This window comes from Streptomyces sp. NPDC096339 (assembly GCF_044762985.1).
GTDB lineage: Bacteria > Actinomycetota > Actinomycetes > Streptomycetales > Streptomycetaceae > Streptomyces.
In genome coordinates this window covers 1-16,012 of the sequence record NZ_JBIWFI010000055.1, presented here as the reverse complement: position 1 = coordinate 16,012, position 16,012 = coordinate 1, and the positions used below count along the sequence as shown (strand labels likewise).

The 16,012-nt window shown below is 72.7% G+C and carries 15 protein-coding genes and 1 tRNA gene; 7 read left to right on the top strand and 9 right to left on the bottom strand.

Annotation, left to right across the window (positions count from 1 at the left end):
- The coding region (locus ACIQ5Y_RS38040; protein WP_403891524.1) for a DUF2510 domain-containing protein at positions 1-953 on the bottom strand (953 nt) is incomplete at its 3' end.
- 276 nt (positions 954-1,229) lie between these two features.
- Between ACIQ5Y_RS38040 and ACIQ5Y_RS38035 the strand changes: the two genes are divergently transcribed.
- Positions 1,230-1,712, top strand: a complete 483-nt coding sequence (locus tag ACIQ5Y_RS38035) for an SsgA family sporulation/cell division regulator (RefSeq protein ID WP_403891521.1) — start codon at positions 1,230-1,232, stop codon at positions 1,710-1,712.
- Between the two features lie 5 nt (positions 1,713-1,717).
- Here ACIQ5Y_RS38035 and ACIQ5Y_RS38030 read toward each other — a convergent pair whose 3' ends face one another.
- Positions 1,718-3,109, bottom strand: a complete 1,392-nt coding sequence (locus ACIQ5Y_RS38030) for an FAD-binding oxidoreductase (RefSeq protein WP_403891518.1) — start codon at positions 3,107-3,109, stop codon at positions 1,718-1,720.
- A gap of 96 nt (positions 3,110-3,205) precedes the next feature.
- On the opposite strand from ACIQ5Y_RS38030, the gene ACIQ5Y_RS38025 reads away from it, so the two are divergent.
- Positions 3,206-4,732 carry a tetratricopeptide repeat protein gene (locus tag ACIQ5Y_RS38025; protein WP_403891516.1) on the top strand — a complete coding sequence of 509 codons (1,527 nt, stop codon included), beginning with the start codon at positions 3,206-3,208 and terminating at the stop codon, positions 4,730-4,732.
- A 654-nt stretch (positions 4,733-5,386) separates the two neighbouring features.
- Here ACIQ5Y_RS38025 and hppD read toward each other — a convergent pair.
- Positions 5,387-6,532 (bottom strand): 4-hydroxyphenylpyruvate dioxygenase, encoded by a 1,146-nt coding sequence (hppD, locus tag ACIQ5Y_RS38020; protein WP_403891513.1) that lies wholly within the window; start codon positions 6,530-6,532, stop codon positions 5,387-5,389.
- Positions 6,533-6,672: 140 nt separating this feature from the next.
- Here hppD and ACIQ5Y_RS38015 point away from each other — a divergent pair, with 140 nt between their 5' ends.
- The 4 genes from ACIQ5Y_RS38015 (at position 6,673) to ACIQ5Y_RS38000 (ending at position 9,454) form a co-directional block, all read left to right on the top strand.
- On the top strand, positions 6,673-7,149 hold the full coding sequence (locus tag ACIQ5Y_RS38015; protein WP_403891510.1) for an Lrp/AsnC family transcriptional regulator: 477 nt from the start codon (positions 6,673-6,675) through the stop codon (positions 7,147-7,149).
- A gap of 85 nt (positions 7,150-7,234) precedes the next feature.
- Positions 7,235-7,903, top strand: a complete 669-nt coding sequence (locus ACIQ5Y_RS38010; RefSeq protein ID WP_403891507.1) for an ArsR/SmtB family transcription factor — start codon at positions 7,235-7,237, stop codon at positions 7,901-7,903.
- A gap of 52 nt (positions 7,904-7,955) precedes the next feature.
- Positions 7,956-8,159 (top strand): hypothetical protein, encoded by a 204-nt coding sequence (locus ACIQ5Y_RS38005; protein ID WP_403891504.1) that lies wholly within the window; start codon positions 7,956-7,958, stop codon positions 8,157-8,159.
- A complete protein-coding gene (locus tag ACIQ5Y_RS38000; protein WP_403891501.1) occupies positions 8,156-9,454 on the top strand; it encodes an MFS transporter in 1,299 nt (432 codons plus the stop codon). The genes ACIQ5Y_RS38005 and ACIQ5Y_RS38000 overlap by 4 nt, the downstream gene beginning before the upstream one ends.
- On the opposite strand, the gene ACIQ5Y_RS37995 is transcribed toward ACIQ5Y_RS38000, so the two are convergent.
- The 6 genes from ACIQ5Y_RS37995 to ACIQ5Y_RS37970 all read right to left on the bottom strand — a co-directional run bounded on the left by ACIQ5Y_RS37995 (position 9,381) and on the right by ACIQ5Y_RS37970 (position 15,608).
- Positions 9,381-10,166, bottom strand: a complete 786-nt coding sequence (locus tag ACIQ5Y_RS37995) for a PDZ domain-containing protein (RefSeq protein WP_403891498.1) — start codon at positions 10,164-10,166, stop codon at positions 9,381-9,383. The genes ACIQ5Y_RS38000 and ACIQ5Y_RS37995 overlap by 74 nt on opposite strands.
- Before the next feature lie 315 nt (positions 10,167-10,481).
- Positions 10,482-11,123 (bottom strand): IclR family transcriptional regulator, encoded by a 642-nt coding sequence (locus ACIQ5Y_RS37990; RefSeq protein WP_376658555.1) that lies wholly within the window; start codon positions 11,121-11,123, stop codon positions 10,482-10,484.
- A gap of 462 nt (positions 11,124-11,585) precedes the next feature.
- Entirely contained in the window at positions 11,586-13,370 is a 1,785-nt protein-coding gene (locus ACIQ5Y_RS37985; protein ID WP_403891494.1) for a DEAD/DEAH box helicase, read from the bottom strand.
- A 162-nt stretch (positions 13,371-13,532) separates the two neighbouring features.
- Positions 13,533-13,901 carry a type II toxin-antitoxin system death-on-curing family toxin gene (locus tag ACIQ5Y_RS37980; RefSeq protein WP_403891492.1) on the bottom strand — a complete coding sequence of 123 codons (369 nt, stop codon included), beginning with the start codon at positions 13,899-13,901 and terminating at the stop codon, positions 13,533-13,535.
- The gene (locus ACIQ5Y_RS37975; protein WP_403891489.1) at positions 13,901-14,098 is read right to left on the bottom strand and encodes an Arc family DNA-binding protein; all 198 of its coding nucleotides are present in this window, start codon (positions 14,096-14,098) and stop codon (positions 13,901-13,903) included. The genes ACIQ5Y_RS37980 and ACIQ5Y_RS37975 overlap by 1 nt, the downstream gene beginning before the upstream one ends.
- A 43-nt stretch (positions 14,099-14,141) precedes the next feature.
- On the bottom strand, positions 14,142-15,608 hold the full coding sequence (locus tag ACIQ5Y_RS37970) for an MFS transporter (protein ID WP_403891486.1): 1,467 nt from the start codon (positions 15,606-15,608) through the stop codon (positions 14,142-14,144).
- Between the two features lie 181 nt (positions 15,609-15,789).
- Between ACIQ5Y_RS37970 and ACIQ5Y_RS37965 the strand changes: the two genes are divergently transcribed.
- A tRNA-Cys gene (locus tag ACIQ5Y_RS37965) sits at positions 15,790-15,861 on the top strand.
- The last annotated feature ends 151 nt before the right edge of the window (positions 15,862-16,012 follow it).

Sequence of the window (16,012 nt, the reverse complement as noted above, 5' to 3'; positions counted from 1 at the left end):
GCCTCCGGGCCGGCGTCGTCCGCACGGGACGGGGTGGTTTCCGCGGGGCGCGGCAGCACAGGGCGGGTGCCGGCCGGGCGGGGCGACCAGGCCTCCGGGCCGGCGTCGTCCGTACGGGGCGGTCCGGACGGGGCGGCTTCCGCGGGCCGCGGCAGCACCGGGCGGCCGCCCGTGGCGCGGGGCGGCCACGGCTCGTCCGCGCGGGGCGGGGCGGGCTCGCGGCGGGGTTCGGCCTCGGGCCAGGAGGACGTCATGCCGGACATGGAGGCCCCGGCGGCTTCGGGCCAGGCGGCGCCGGGCCAGGCGGGGGCGGGCGGGACCTCGGCGGGCGGGGCCGCAGGGGTTGCGCCGGGGCCGTGCGGGCGCCGTGGGGTCTCCTCGGGCGCCGAGCGTTTCCAGGGGTCGGAGGGGAGGGCGTGGTCGTGTTCGGCGCCCTGCGGGAACTCCCCGGCACCCTCCCGTCCCCGCCCGAGCCGGAGTTCGGCCTCGCCCGGCGCCGCGGCGTCGAATCCCGGGCCCTGTGCGGACGCCGCGGCGTCCACCGGGCCCCCGAGGTCGAATCCCGGGGGCTGCGGGGACGGCCCCGCACCCTCCCGGCCCCGCGGGGACGGTCCCGCGCCCTCCCGGGCCCGGTGGGGCGGGAGTTCGGGGTCCTCCCGGAGGGGCTCGGCGGCCGGGGGGCGGGCCAGGGAGATGCCAGGGCGGGGTTCCGGGGACCCCCAGGAGACGCGGCGGTCGCGCGGGCCTCCGAAGCCGGCCTGGTGCACGGGGTCGGCCTGCCACACCACCGGTTCGGCGACCGGTTCGTCCAGGAACACCGGCCCCGTCTCCTCGGAGCGCGCGGCCGGGACCGCCGCGGCGGGGCGACTCGTACCCGGTACCCAGGACAGGCCGTTCCAGTAGCGGACGTACCCGGGGATGGACGGATCCGGGTAGTAGCCCTCACGGGCCACGTGCTCTCCGTCACCAGGGGAGGCCGTCAATGTCCCCAACTCCGATCGTGGCTTGAGGCTTGCGCAAGGGAGGACCATAGCCAAGAACCCCTGTGCGGTAGGGGTGGTAACGGGAGAATCCAAACCTTCGGGCGAATGTTTCGTACGGCGACTTTCGGTCAGCCGACAGAATTCGGCCAATCTCGCGAAGTCGCGTCATACCCCGGCACATCGGCGCTCTCTCCGGGTGTGGGGCCAGATCCCGGTCTCACAGCGACACCCCGAAGTGAGGCCGTCATGCACCACCACCCCGTCATCGAGCGCGAGCTGGAACTCAAGCTGGTCCTGTCCCCGGAGCGCAGCGTCCCCGTCCCCGCACGGCTCCTCTACCTCACGGACGACCCGTACGCCGTGCACATCACCTTCCACACCGGCTCCAGCACCCCCGTCAACTGGACCTTCGCCCGCGAGCTGCTGGTCGAGGGGGTGTTCCGGCCCTGCGGTCACGGCGACGTGCGCGTCTGGCCCACCAAGGTCGACGACAAGGCCGTGCTCTGCATGGCGCTCAGCTCACCCGACGGCGACGCCCTCCTGGAGGCCCCGGCCACTTCCGTGTCGGCGTGGCTGGAGCGCACCCTGCGCGTCGTCCCGCCGGGTACCGAGGCCGAGCGGCTGGGCCTGGACGACGCCCTGGCCGAGCTGCTCGCCCCGACCCCGGCCGACGAGTTGTGGCTGCGCGATCCGTGGCCCTCGGACGAGTCGGGCGACGGGGACCTGTGATGGGGTCAGAAGAGCTTGCCCGGGTTGAGCAGGCCCTGCGGGTCGAAGGCGGCCTTGACCGCCCGCTGCATCTCCAGCCCGACCGGCCCCAGTTCACGGGCCAGCCATTCCTTCTTCAGTACGCCCACCCCGTGCTCGCCGGTGATGGTGCCGCCGAGCGAGAGTCCCAGGGCCATGATCTCGCCGAAGGACTCGCGGGCCCGCCGCGTCTCGTCCTCGTCCGCGGGGTCGAAGCAGACGATCGGGTGGGTGTTGCCGTCGCCCGCGTGCGCGCAGACCCCGATGAGCAGGTCGTGCGCACGGGCGATGGCGGCCGTACCGTCCAGCATCTCGGCGAGCCGCGAGCGCGGTACGCACACGTCGTCGATCATCGTGGCGGGCCTGAGGGCCTCCAGCCCGACGAAGGCCATCCGGCGTGCCTGGAGCAGCAGTTCGGACTCGGCCTCGTCCTCGGCGGGCACGACGGCGGTGGCTCCGGCGGCCGTGCACAGTTTCGCGACCGCTTCGAGGTCCTCGGGGGCGTGCGGGGTGTCGAAGGCGGCGAGGAGCAGCGCCTCGGTCTCCTCGGGGAGGCCCATCCTGCCGAGGGCGTTGACGGCGCGGACGGTCGTACGGTCCATCAGCTCCAGCAGCGAGGGGGTCAGACCGGCCTCCATGACGGCGCAGACGGCTTCGCAGGCGGCGGCGACGGAGGGGAACTCGGCGGCCAGCGCGAGCTGCCGGGGCGGGGCGGGCCGCAGGGCGAGGACGGCCTGGACGACGATGCCGAGGCTGCCTTCGGAGCCCACGAAGAGCCGGGTGAGGTCGTATCCGGCGACCCCCTTGGCGGTGCGCCGTCCGGTGCGCAGCAGCCGCCCGTCGGCCAGGACCACGTCGAGGCCGAGCACGTATTCGGCGGTGACCCCGTACTTGACGCAGCACAGACCGCCGGAGGCGGTTCCGATGTTGCCGCCGATGGTGCACTGCTCCCAGCTGGAGGGGTCGGGAGGGTAGTACAGGCCCTGTTCGGCGACGGCGCGGGAGAGGACGGCGTTGACGACACCGGGTTCGACGACGGCGATGCGGTCGACGGCGCTGATCTCCAGGATGCGGTCCATCTTGACGAGCGAGAGGACGATGCAGCCGTCGGAGGCGTTGGCTCCGCCCGACAGACCCGTACGGGCGCCCTGCGGGACGACGGGGATCCGTAGGGCGGTGGCCGTGCGCATCACGTGCTGGACCTGTTCCACGGTCCGGGGCAGGACGACGACGGCGGGCGTACCGGCGTCGCAGAAGCTGGCCATGTCGGTGGCGTAGGAGGCGGTCACCCCGGGGTCGGTGATCACTGCCTCGGCGGGGAGTCCGTCCAGCAGGCTCGCGCGCAGGTGGGCGAATCCGTTGTCCACATCGTCTTCCATGTGACCAGAGTGGCAGTCGGGGCCATCGGTGTGAACACGGCCGCGACGCTCTTCGGACACCGCTGCGAGCTCTTCATATTGACGCACAGTGACTCCATGGAGCGTATGGACATCGTCGAGGAAGCCCAGCAGCCTGCGCCGCCCGTGACCTTCACCGGTCGCAAGACGCTCGTGCCGGCCGCGGTCGCGGTGGTCCTGATCGCCGGGGCCCTGCTCATCAGGCCGGTCAAGGCCGGTGACGACGCCCGCCCGCCGGGGCCGAGCGAACGGGCCGCGTCGGCGGTCGGCATGGGCGCGCCCGTGGCCGCGGTGGATCTGACGGCGCTGGTCGCGGACCGGGAGAAGTGGCTGGTCAAGCACGCGGACGACGAGGCTTCATGGGCGGTGCTCGGCGCCGCCTACCTGGAGCAGGCGCGGCGCACGGCCGATTCGGGCTGGTACCCGAAGGCGGAGAAGTCGCTGAAGCGTTCGCTGGAGCTCCGCCCGGCCGAGAAGGGCAACTTCGAGGCGATGACGGGCATGGGCACCCTCGCCAACGCCCGCCGGGACTTCGGGACCGCGAAGAAGTGGGGCGAGCTCGTACGGGCGCAGGCGCCGAAGCAGTGGACGGCGTACCCGGTGCTGGTGGACGCGTACTCGGGGCTCGGCGACTACAAGGGCGCGCAGAGGGCGATGGAGCGGCTGCTGGAGCTGCGTCCGGGTCTGGCGGCGTACGTACGGGCCTCGCAGGTGTACCGGGACCGGGGCTGGCGCGAGGACGCGGCGCTGGCGATGGAGCAGGCGGCCGGTGACGCGAAGACCCCGGCGGAGAAGGCGTACGCGTTGTTCAGGCTCGGGGAGCTGTTCTGGGAGCGGGGCGAGACGCAGCAGGCCCTGGACCACTACGAGGGGGCGCTGCGGGCCGACCCGGCGCAGGCCCAGGCGCTCGGCGGCCGGGCCCGGGCGCTGGCCGCGCTGGGGCGGGGCGGTGAGGCGGTCCGGGACTACCGGCTGGCGCTGGGGCGGGCCCCGGTGCCGCAGGTGGCCCGGGAGCTGGGCGAGCTGCTGGAGTCGCTGGGGCGCGGGGAGGAGGCGCGGGCGGCGTACGACATGCTGGGCGGGCTGGCGGCCCGGGACGGCACGAACGGGGTCGACGACGACGTGGTGCTGGGCCTGTACGAGGCGGACCACGGCGATCCGGCGGCGGCGGTGCGGCGGCTCTCGGAGGAGTGGTCGCGGCACAAGAGCGCGGCTGTGGCGGACGCGCTGGGGTGGGCGCTGCACAAGTCGGGCGAGGACGCGGCGGCGCTGGAGTACGCGACGAAGGCGACGGAGACGGGGCTGCGGAACGCGGAGTTCTCGTACCACCGGGCGATGATCGAGCGCGGCCTCGGCGACGAGGCCGCGACCCGTCGCCACTTGCAGGAGGCCCTGCGCACGAACCCGGGCTTCTCCCCGCTGCGCGGTCCGCTGGCGAAGGAGGCCCTGGCGGCGATCGCCGCGCCGCCGCCGGGCGGCCCGGAGAACATCCTGCCCACCAAGCCGTGGGTGGCCCCGGAGCTCCCGAAGCCGAAGCCGGTGGCGAAGCCGGCGTCGAAGCCCGCGCCGAAGCCCGCGCCGAAGCCGTCCCCCGCCGCCCCCTGACGGGGCCGCGACCCTCCCCTCGCGGGGTCGCGACCCCTGCGGGGCGTGCACGGCGAAAACGTTGCCGCTGCGCGGGGCCTTCCGGGCACCTCCCGGCCCCGCGCCTCAATCGCCGGCGGGGCTGGGTTCGCCTCCGGCGGCGCCTCAAACGCCGGCGGGGCTGGATTTCGCTGATGCCGTCCGCCAGGCGCGGCTCCGTGCAACGCGGCGGCACGTTCCAGCTCCCCCGGGCACTGTCAGCCCCTCCGGCGTTCGAGGAGCGGCGGCCCGGGGGCAGAGCCCCCGGCAGCGGAGCCGCCCCGAACCCAAACCCTCCGGCGTTCGAGGAGCGGCGGCCCGGGGGCGGAGCCCCCGGCAGCGGAGCCGCCCCGAACCCAGCCCCGCCGGCGTTCGAGGAGCGGCGGCCCGGGGGCGGAGCCCCCGGCAGCGGAGCCGCCCCGAACCCAGCCCCGCCGGCGTTCGGGGAGCGGGGGTCCGGGGGCGGAGCCCCCGGCAGCGGAGCCGCGCCGAACCCAGCCCCGCCGGCGTTTGAGGCGCGGGGCCCGGGGCGGAGCCCCGGCAACGGCGCCGCGCCCGGACGGGCGGCCCCCAGGCGGGAGCCGAGCGGCACGGACGAACCCCCCGGCGGCAGCCGAGGGGCCCGGAAACCGCAACCTACAGGTTGCCCCGCTTCGCCTGCTCCCGCTCGATCGCCTCGAACAGGGCCTTGAAGTTGCCCTTGCCGAAGCCCATCGACCCGTGGCGCTCGATCATCTCGAAGAAGACCGTCGGCCGGTCCTGCACCGGCTTGGTGAAGATCTGCAGCAGGTAGCCGTCCTCGTCGCGGTCGACGAGGATCTTCAGCTCGCGCAGGATCTCGACGGGAACCCGCGTCTCGCCCGCCCACTCGCCGAGCGTGTCGTAGTACGAGTCCGGCGTGTCCAGGAACTGGACGCCCGCCGCCCGCATCGACCGCACGGTCGCCACGATGTCGTTCGTGGCCAGCGCGATGTGCTGGACGCCCGCGCCGCCGTAGAACTCCAGGTACTCGTCGATCTGCGACTTCTTCTTCGCGATCGCCGGCTCGTTGATCGGGAACTTCACCTTCAGGGTGCCGTCCGCGACGACCTTCGACATCAGCGCCGAGTACTCGGTCGCGATGTCGTCGCCCACGAACTCCTTCATGTTCGTGAAGCCCATGACCTTGTTGTAGAAGGCGACCCACTCGTTCATGCGGCCGAGTTCGACGTTGCCGACGCAGTGGTCGATGGCCTGGAAGGTGCGCTTGGCCGGGGGCTCGACCATCGGGTCGACGGCGACGTAGCCGGGCAGGTAGACGCCGGTGTAGCCGTCGCGCTGCACGAGGGTGTGGCGGGTCTGGCCGTAGGTGGCGATGGCGGCCAGCGTCACCGTGCCGTGCTCGTCCTTGACCTCGTACGGCTCGTCCAGACCGCGCGCGCCGTGCTCGACGGCGTACGCGTACGCCGCGCGCACGTCCGGGACCTCGATGGCGAGGTCGATCACGCCGTCGCCGTGGGCCGCGACGTGCTCTTCCAGGAAGCGGCCGTGGTCCGTCGTCGCCTTGATGACCGACGTCAGGACGAAGCGCGCACCGCCGTTGGTCAGGACGTAGCTGGCCGTCTCGCGAACGCCGTTCTCCGGTCCGGAGTACGCCACGAGCTTCATGCCGAAGGCGGTCGAGTAGAAGTGCGCGGCCTGCTTGGCGTTGCCGACGGCGAAGACGACCGCGTCCATTCCCTTCACCGGGAAGGGGTCTGCCTCACGCGCGGTGGTGGGGGTGGTTTCGAGGGTCTCAGTCATGAGCGCAGAGTCCCGCCGATCCACAAGCTGCGCAATAGTTTCCATTTCCGCTGTACATATTGACCAGGACAGCCGCAGGATGACTGCGAGATCTGTGCACTATGACCACCCGTAGCCCGTTCCCTCGCCACGGAGGCCCCATGGGTATCGACGACCTCGACGGCCGTCTCATCGTCCTGCTCGCCCGCGAGCCCCGGATCGGGGTGCTGGAGGCCTCGCGCCGGCTGGGTGTGGCCCGCGGGACGGTGCAGGCGCGTCTGGACCGGCTCCAGTCGAACGGGGTGATCCGCGGTTTCGGCCCGCAGGTCGATCCGGCCGCGCTGGGGTACCCGGTGACCGCCTTCGCCACCCTGGAGATCAAGCAGGGCCAGGGCGCCGACGTACGGGCCCATCTGGCCGGGGTGCCGGAGGTGCTGGAGCTGCACACGACCACCGGGCACGGGGACATGCTGTGCCGGCTCGTGGCCCGGTCCAACGCCGATCTGCAGCGGGTGATCGACCGGGTCGTCGGCTTCGAGGGGATCGTCCGGGCTTCGACGGCGATCGTGATGGAGAACCCGGTGCCGCTGCGGATCATCCCGCTGGTCGAGCAGGCGGCGGAGGACGACGACCGCTGAACCGCGCTTCCGGAGGGAGGAGTTCCAAAGAAGACGTTGCAAAGAAACCCTTGCATAGGAGTCTTTGCAACTCTACTGTCGAGCCATGCCCGAGAAGCCCGAGCCGAACCTGCCCGACGAGCCCGCCCAGGCCACCCAGGCCACCCAGGCCACCCAGCCCACGCAGCCCACGCAGCGCACGCAGCCCGTCGAACCCAAAGTCCGTACCCTCGACGCCCGTTCACTGCGCGGCCTCGCCCATCCCCTGCGCATGCGCATGCTCGCCGCCCTGCGTAACCACGGGCCGGCCACCGCCTCCCAGCTCGCCGAGCGACTCGGGGAGTCCAGCGGAGCCACCAGCTACCACCTGCGCCAGCTGGCCGCGCACGGGTTCGTCGAGGACGCCCCCGAGCACGGCAAGGGCCGCGAGCGCTGGTGGCGGGCCGCCCACGACGGCACCCGGTTCGACGAGGCGCTGATGTACGACGGCGACCCGGAGACCCGCGGCGCCGCCGACACCTTCCTGCACGAGATCGCGACGACCCACATGCAGGAGGTGAGCACCTGGCTCGGCGACGCCCTCAACTGGCCCAAGGAATGGCGCCGGGCCTCGGAGATCAGCGACTACACCCTGCGCCTGACACCCGAGCAGACCCTCGAACTGATCCACAGGATGCACGACTTGGTCAACAGCTACCGGGACCTGCCCCCCGTCGAGGGCATGGAGACGGTCCGCGTCCACTCGCACGCGTTCCCCCGTCGCAGCGGCAAGTAGCCACCACCCCGGCCACGCCGCCACACCCGCCGTTCCCAGAAGGAGTACGACCGTGCACGCCTTCACCCACACCGCCGACCACACCACCCGCACCACCGAGCTGGCCGCCGAGGCCGCCGCCTGGCGCCTCGCCACCGAGGTGCACACCGCCCCCGCCCTGCGCGACCGGCTCGGCGAGGCCCTGATCGCCGCCGGGGTCCGCCTGTTGAGCCCTGCCCACATCCACACCCGCCTGCGACACCACCACGCGGCATGAGCAGGCGCCCGTTCACGGCGGTCCTGGCCGCCAACACGATCTCCATAGCCGGAAGTTCGCTCACCCTGATCGGCGTCCCGTGGTTCGTGCTCCAGACCACGGGCAGCGCCGGCCGGGCCGGTGTCGTCGCCTTCTGCGCGACGCTGCCCATCATCGTGGCGGCCCTGGTCGGCGGTCCGGTCATCGACCGGCTCGGGCGCCGCCGGGTCTCCGCCGCCTCCGACGTGATCTGCGGTCTGGCGGTCGGCGCGATCCCGCTCCTGCACCACGCGGGCGTGCTGGAGTTCTGGATGCTGTGCGCTCTGATGGCCCTCGGCGGCCTCGTGCACACCCCGGGCATGACCGCCCGCCACGTGCTCCTGCCCAACCTCGCCGAGCACGCCGGCACCACCATGGCGCGGGCCGCGAGCCTGTACGACGCGGTCTCGCGCGGAGCGCGGATGATCGGGGCCGCGCTGGCCGGCGTACTGATCGCGGCCTTCGGCGCCGAGACCGTACTGCTGCTGGACGCGGCGACCTTCGGGGCGTCGGCGCTGCTGGTCTTCGCCTTCCTGCGCGGGGTCCCCGCCGCCGAGCCCCAACGCAGCGCCGAGAAGGTGTCGTTCGCCGTCTACCGGACCGAACTCGCCGAGGGTTGGATCTTCCTGACGCGTTCCCGGCTGCTGCTGGGCATCACCGTGATGGTGATGATGACCAACGGCCTCGACCAGGGCTGGTCCTCCGTACTGCTGCCCGTGCACGCCCGCGACGCCCTCGGCGGGGCCACCGCCATGGGCCTGCTGGTCGCCCTCTTCGGCGGCTCCGCCCTGCTGGGCGCCCTGCTCTACGGGGTGTGGGGCGAACGCTTCCCGCGCAGGACCGTCTTCGCGGCGGCCTTCCTCGCCTCCGGGGCCACCCGCTACGTGGTGGCCGCGTTCACCGACACCACGCTCCCGCTCGCCGTGACGATGGCCCTGGCCGGTCTGGGCGCGGGCATGCTCAACCCGATCCTGTCCACGGTGATGTACGAGCAGGTGCCGGAGCGGCTGCGCAGCCGCGTCTCCGGGGTGACCACGGCGGGCTGCGAGCTGACCATGCCGGTGGGCGGACTCGCCGCCGGCCTGCTGGTCGACGGTTTCGGGGCGGCGCGCGCGCTGCTGGTGTTCGGCGGCGTCTACCTGCTGACGACTCTGGCCCCGCTGGTCTTCCCGGCGTGGCGCGCGATGGAGCCCGGGTACCCGCTCAGCAGGACGGAACGGAGTCCTCTCCCCGGTTCAGCGCGCGAAGGGCGTTCACCGCATCCGTCAGCGAAGTGACGGGGACCAGCCGTAGCCCCTCGGGGAGTTCCGAGAGCGCGTCCGAGCACTCGGCCTTCGGCACGAGGAACACGGTCGCCCCGTCGCGTCGCGCGGCCTGGGTCTTCAGCGCCACGCCTCCGACCGCGCCGACCTTCCCGTCGGGGGTGATGGTGCCCGTACCGGCGATGGTGCGCCCGCCGGTGAGGTCGCCTCCGCTGCCGTCGCCGTCGAGCTTGTCGACGATGCCGAGGGAGAAGAGCAGCCCGGCGCTCGGGCCGCCGACGTCGGCGAGGTTGAGGTCGACCTTCACGTCCTGCGGGTTCTTGTGGAGGTAGCCGAGGGCGGCGTCGGAGGCGGCCGACTGCGACTTGGCCATTTCCTCCAGATTGTGTTCTTCGATCTCCTTGTCGCTTCCGCCCGAGGAGTAGACGACCTCCCTGGGCATGACCGCCCGGGCCGGATCGAACCAGTCGCCGACGAGATCGGCCAGGTTCACCGTGGTGGAGGGCCCGGTGGCCTCGATGGTCGTCATCCGGAGCTGGCCCTTGGTGTCCCGGGTCGGGGCGCCGGAGACGGAGATGACGGCCTTGCCGTCCCGCTCGCCCAGCACGTCGGCCGTGAGCCCGGGCTGGGCGATCACGAACGGCAGGGGCGCGAGGGCCGCGACGGCGAACAGGCCGACCACGGGCACGGCGCAGACGGCCAGTGCGGCGGGACGCGACAGACGCATGAGACGAGAGAGCACCCGCCCAATCTAGCGGGGCCCACCCCACCCCAGCCCCGCGCCTCAATCGCGCGGGCGGCTCACGCTCCCGGGGCTACGCCCCAGACCCCGCTCCTCAAACGCCGGAGGGGCTGAATCCGGCCGACACGAGCCGGCAAGTACGCGCAGCGCAACATGCGCCCAGGCGGGCTGGAATTGCCCGCAGGGCAAACCCGGCCTCGCCGGCGTTCGAGGCGCGGGGGTCCGGGGGCAGAGCCCCCGGCAACGGCGCCGCACCCGGCAACGCACCGGCAGCGACGGGAGAACCGCCGAGCCGGCGGCCTAGCGAAGGGCGTCGGCGACTTCCCGCGCCGCGTCGACCACCCGCGGCCCCACCCGCTCCGGCACCGCGTCGGCCAGCATGACGACGCCCACGCTGCCCTCCAGCCCGGTGATGCCCACCAGCGGCGCGGCAGCGCCACTGGCGCCCGCTTCGAGCTCCCCGTGGGTCAGCGTGTACCCCGGTTCGATCAGGGAGCCCTGACGGGCGGCCAGAATGGCCCGCCCGGCGGCCCCGCGGTCCAGCGGGTGGCGGAAGCCGGCCCGGTAGGCCACGTGGTAGTCGGTCCAGGTCGGCTCCACGACGGCGACGGCGAGCGCCTCGGACCCGTCGACGAGGGTCAGGTGCGCGGTGGCACCGATGTCCTCGGCGAGGGACCGCAGCGCGGGCAGCGCGGCTTCGCGCACCAACGGGTGCACCTGCCGCCCCAGCCGCAGCACCCCGAGCCCGACGCGGGCCCGGCCGCCGAGGTCACGGCGGACCAGGGCGTGCTGTTCGAGCGTGGCGAGGAGTCGGTAGACCACGGTGCGGTTGACACCGAGGCGGTTGGAGAGCTCGGTGACGGTCAGACCGTGGTCGGTGTCGGCGAGCAGTTTGAGGACTCTGAGCCCTCTGTCGAGAGTCTGGGAGGTTTCCGCGGTCACGACGCCTCTCCCTCTTTCGGTGAGCGGCGGTGACTCTCGGGTGACGCGCGTCGCCGGTCCCACGGCGACGCACGGAGAGGCCGCCGGTAGCGGCCATTGCACCGGCTGCGCTCCCGCGGCGGCGCTGCCACGGTGCGTTGATGCGGGGACATTAGCGAGCAGGTCCGCTCAGCGGAAGGCCTCGTCCAGAATCCGGGCGCCTACAACCCGTTTATGCCGGTTCCTGGAGGCCCGCCGGACCGTTTCGCCGCTCGCCCGGCGGAGCCCTCCTGTAGGACCGCACAGGCCGGCCGGAGCCCCGGAACGGCCGTCGTCCGTACGATGCTCCGCACCGAAACCCATCACGCTCCGTAACATCCGGCGCGTGCCCGGCCCGCCGGGCGCCCCCGCTGCGGTCAGCCGCTGCGGGCAGCCGCACCCGAGGCCGCGCCCGCTCTCACCCCACCCGGCCCGCGGCAGCGCTCACCGCATCCGGGTCGCCCACTCCTGCACCTTCTTGATCCGCTCCCGGATCTGCCCTGCCGTCGCCTCGGCGCTCGGCGGGCCGCCGCAGACCCGGCGCAGCTCGGTGTGGATCACGCCGTGCGGCTTGCCGCTCTGGTGGACGTAGGCACCCACCATCGTGTTCAGCGATTTCCGCAGCTCCAGCAGCTCCTTGTGGGAGACCACCGGCCGCCGCTCCGCGGGCAGCTCCAGCAGGTCGGCTTCGGAGTCCGGCTTGCGGCGGCTGTGCGCGATCTGCCGCGACTGCCGCTTCTGGAGCAGCATCTGCACCTGGTCCGGCTCCAGCAGCCCGGGGATGCCGAGGTAGTCCTGCTCCTCCTCGCTGCCGGGGTGTGCCTGCATGCCGAATTCGGCACCGTCGTACAGCACCCGGTCGAAGACCGCGTCGGACTCCAGCGCCTCGAAGGACATCTGCTCGTCCTCGCCGGTGTCCTCGTCCTCCTGCTTGTTCGCCTCGTCCATCTCCTTCTCGGACTCGGCGTACGGATCCTCCTCGCCCTGCTTCTTGGGCTTGTCGAGGACGTGGTCGCGCTCGACTTCCATCTCATTGGCGAAACCGAGGAGATAAGGAATGGTCGGAAGGAACACCGATGCGGTCTCGCCGCGCCTGCGTGATCGCACGAAGCGGCCGACGGCCTGCGCGAAGAACAGCGGGGTCGAGATCGTCGTCGCGTACACGCCCACCGCGAGGCGCGGTACGTCGACGCCCTCGGACACCATGCGGACCGCGACCATCCAGCGGTCGTCGTTCCCGCTGAAGGTGTCGATGTTCTTCGAGGCCCCGGTGTCGTCGGAGAGCACCAGGGTCGCCTTCGTGCCCGTGATCTCGCGGATCAGCTTGGCGTAGGCGCGCGCCGAGTCCTGGTCGGAGGCGATGACGAGGCCGCCCGCGTCCGGGATGCCCTTCCTGACCTCCGTCAGGCGCTGGTCGGCGGCGCGGAGCACGTTCGGCATCCAGTCGCCGCGCGGGTCCAGGGCCGTGCGCCAGGCCTGGGAGATGGCGTCCTTGGTCATCGGCTCGCCGAGCCGGGCGGCGATCTCGTCGCCCGCCTTGGTGCGCCAGCGCATGTTGCCGCTGTAGGACAGGAAGATCACGGGCCGGACGACGCCGTCGCCGAGCGCGTTGCCGTAGCCGTAGGTGTAGTCGGCGGAGGAGCGCCGGATCCCGTCGTTGCCCTCTTCGTACGTCACGAAGGGGATGGGGTTCGTGTCGGACCGGAAGGGCGTACCGGTCAGCGCGAGGCGCCGCGTCGCCGGGTCGAAGGCTTCGAGGCAGGCCTCGCCCCAGGATTTGGAGTCGCCGGCGTGGTGGATCTCGTCGAGGATCACGAGGGTCTTGCGCTGCTCGCACCGGTTGCGGTGCAGCATCGGCCGCACGCCGACACCGGCGTAGGTGACGGCGACCCCGTGGTAGTCCTTGCTGAGCGGTCCCGCCGAGTACTCGGGGTCCAGCCGGATGCCTATCCGGGCCGCCGCCTCCGCCCACTGCTTCTTCAGGTGCTCGGTCGGCGCGACCACTGTGACCTGCTGCACGACGTGGTGGTGCAGCAGCCACGAGGCGAGGGTCAGCGCGAAGGTCGTCTTGCCGGCGCCGGGGGTCGCGACCGCGAGGAAGTCCCGCGGCTGCGTCTCGATGTACCGGGTCAGGGCACCCTCCTGCCAGGCACGCAGCTTGCTGGCGGTGCCCCACGGCGCGCGGCCGGGGAAGGCGGGTGAGAGGTGGTGGGAGGCGGTAGTAGTCACGGTCCCCGGTTCGTCGCTCTCGGCAGTTCAACAGTCGTACGTAGGACAACCGGGCCACCCTACCGGGCCGGGCCCGCCCCTCGCGGAGGGACAGGCCCGTGACCTCGGGCGGTGCGGCGAGGGTCACACCGGCGTCTCAGCCGGTGGCCGCGCACCACCGTCTCAGGTCGCGAATCCCGGCAGGCGCGCAGCGATCTCGGGGACGTCGAGCGCCCCCTGGCAGACGTCCAGGACGAACCGTTCCGCCTCGTCGACGTCGAACTCGGAATCGAGCGGATGGCCGTTCACGTGCAGGAAGACCCAGGTCGTGTACCAGGCGATGCGCTTGTTCCCGTCCACGAGTCCGTGGTTGCGGGCCAGCGACTCCATCAGGGCCGCCGCCTTCTGCCAGATGTCCGGGTAGGCGTCCTGACCGAACACGCTCGCCTGCGGGCGGGCGACGGCCGAGTCGAGCAGACCGTAGTCGCGCACCTCATCCGCCCCGAGACGCTCCGTGAGGTTCAGCAGCTCGGCCAGCGTGACGTGGCGCATCACGCGAGTCTCCGGTTGAGCTCGGCGCTCGCCTTCAGGACGTGCTCCGCCGCCTCGTCGAACAGGCGGGAGTGCTCGTCCACAGCCGCCATGACGGCGTCGTGCACGAAGGACTGCATGCTGCGTCCCTCCGCCTCGGCGCGCTTGCGCAGGGCTTCGAGCTCTTCTTCGGTGAATCTGACGTTGAGTCCGGCCATGCGTCGACGGTATCCAGCGGTACCACGCGGTACCACGGCTTTTCTAGGCCGGACCGGCCGGACCGGCCGGACCGTCCAGCCGGGTCGCGACCCACGCCCCCACCAGCGCCACGCAGGCCATCGGCAGGAACACCACCACGAAGGCGGCCGGGTGCGAGGCCCCCGCCCCCTCGGCGGTCACGGCGTGCGCGGCACCCACCGCTCCCCCGCCCAGCGCCGCGAACGCGGCGCCCCCGGCCGCCAGCAGCACCACGTTGGCCAGCGCGTCGGAAATCTGCAGGGCCGCCGAGTTCGCCCCGGCCTCCTGCGGCGCCGACAGCTTCAGCAGCAGCACGCTCGTGGAGCCGATGACGAGCCCCATGCCCAGACAGCCCACCGCCCAGGCGACCGCCACCGTCCACACCGGCACCGACTCGATCAGCACGGCCGGCGCCCCGGCGATGGCCAGCGCCACCATCACCATCCCGGCCACCATCAGCCGCTCCCGGTACGGAGCCATCCGCCCCTTCGACTGCACCCAGGAGCCGCCCGCCCACGTGACCCCGCCGAGCGCGAGCGAGAACCCGGCCATGGTCGGGCTCAGCCCCCGCTGGGTCACCAGCATCAGCGGCACGAAACTCTCCGCCGCGATGAACGACCCCGCGGCCACCCCGCGCAGCAGCACCACCGACGGCAGCCCGCGCCGCGCCCGGTAGGTCCCGCGCGGCAGCAGCCCCAGCACGGCGGGGACCAGCAACGCCACCCCGGCGACGCCCGGCACCAGGGACCACCACTTCAGGTCCTGCGCGCCGTACTGCAGCAGCCCCGCCCCCAGCGAGATCCCGAAGGCCAGCCGGATCCGCCGCCGGTCGAAGGCCACGGGCTCCCCGCCGACGGGCCCGGAGGCGGTGCGCCGTATCGCGGGCAGCGCGACGCACAGCGGCACGAGCACCAGCACCGGAATCCCGAGGAACACCCACCGCCATCCGAGGTGCTCGGTGACGGTCCCGGAGGCCAGCGGCCCGACGATCGACGGCACCACCCAGCTCGCGGCGAAGGCCGCCATGATCGCGGGCCGCAGCCGTTCCTCGTACGCCCTGCTCACGACCACGTACAGCGCGACGATGACCAGCCCGCCACCGAAGCCCTGCACGGCCCGCCCGAGCACGAACACGCCCATGACCTGGGCGGTGCCGGAGATGACGAGCCCCGCGGCGAACGAGGCGATCCCGACGGTCAGCGGCCTCAGAGGCCCCTGCCGGTCGGCCCACTGCCCGGACAGCACCATCCCGAACAGGCTGGTCGTGAAATAGGCCGAGAACCCGAAGGCGTACAGCCCGACCCCGTCCAGCTCCCGCGCGGCGACGGGCATGGCCGTCCCGACGGCGGTGGCCTCGAAGGCGATCAGGAAGACGACGGAGATGATCCCGACACTGAGCGTCCGGTACGCGGCCCCGAGGATCCCGCCCGGCGAAGGGGCCGGGACCGGCTCGGCGGCTATCTGGGGCACACGGGGTTCAAGGGCGCTCATCGCCCCAGAGTAAGGTGCGTAGCCGCTTCTCGACCCTGTCAATTAGACGGATCCGGACCTCCGTCTCCGGTCCTGGTCCTCCCCGGACTGTGAACGCGGCATGGCAGTCGCATTGCATCCCGCGCGGAACCCTTCCCCGCCTCCCCGGGCCCCCGTACGGTCATGTCCATCACCACCACACAGCCGTGTGCCCGAGTGGTTGAGGGACTCGCCTGCAAAGCGAGTTACGCCGGTTCGATTCCGGTCACGGCTTCCGACCGCCCGACCGGGCGGAACGAGAGGGGGGCGCCCCCCGCGGGGGGCCCCCCCCCCCCGGGGGGGCCCCCCCCCGCCCCGGGGGGGGGGGCGGCGGGCGGGGGCCTGGCGCCCGGCGCCCCCGCGGACCAACCCCCCATGCAGCCGGT

Bases quoted from the DNA above. Each gene is read 5' to 3' on its own strand.
- ACIQ5Y_RS38035 (WP_403891521.1), top strand. From the start codon at position 1,230: ATGCACCACCACCCCGTCATCGAGCGCGAGCTGGAACTCAAGCTGGTC.
- ACIQ5Y_RS38030 (WP_403891518.1), bottom strand. From the start codon at position 3,109: ATGGAAGACGATGTGGACAACGGATTCGCCCACCTGCGCGCGAGCCTG.
- ACIQ5Y_RS38025 (WP_403891516.1), top strand. From the start codon at position 3,206: ATGGAGCGTATGGACATCGTCGAGGAAGCCCAGCAGCCTGCGCCGCCC.
- hppD (WP_403891513.1), bottom strand. From the start codon at position 6,532: ATGACTGAGACCCTCGAAACCACCCCCACCACCGCGCGTGAGGCAGAC.
- ACIQ5Y_RS38015 (WP_403891510.1), top strand. From the start codon at position 6,673: ATGGGTATCGACGACCTCGACGGCCGTCTCATCGTCCTGCTCGCCCGC.
- ACIQ5Y_RS38010 (WP_403891507.1), top strand. From the start codon at position 7,235: ATGCCCGAGAAGCCCGAGCCGAACCTGCCCGACGAGCCCGCCCAGGCC.
- ACIQ5Y_RS38000 (WP_403891501.1), top strand. From the start codon at position 8,156: ATGAGCAGGCGCCCGTTCACGGCGGTCCTGGCCGCCAACACGATCTCC.
- ACIQ5Y_RS37995 (WP_403891498.1), bottom strand. From the start codon at position 10,166: ATGCGTCTGTCGCGTCCCGCCGCACTGGCCGTCTGCGCCGTGCCCGTG.
- ACIQ5Y_RS37980 (WP_403891492.1), bottom strand. From the start codon at position 13,901: ATGCGCCACGTCACGCTGGCCGAGCTGCTGAACCTCACGGAGCGTCTC.
- ACIQ5Y_RS37975 (WP_403891489.1), bottom strand. From the start codon at position 14,098: ATGGCCGGACTCAACGTCAGATTCACCGAAGAAGAGCTCGAAGCCCTG.
- ACIQ5Y_RS37970 (WP_403891486.1), bottom strand. From the start codon at position 15,608: ATGAGCGCCCTTGAACCCCGTGTGCCCCAGATAGCCGCCGAGCCGGTC.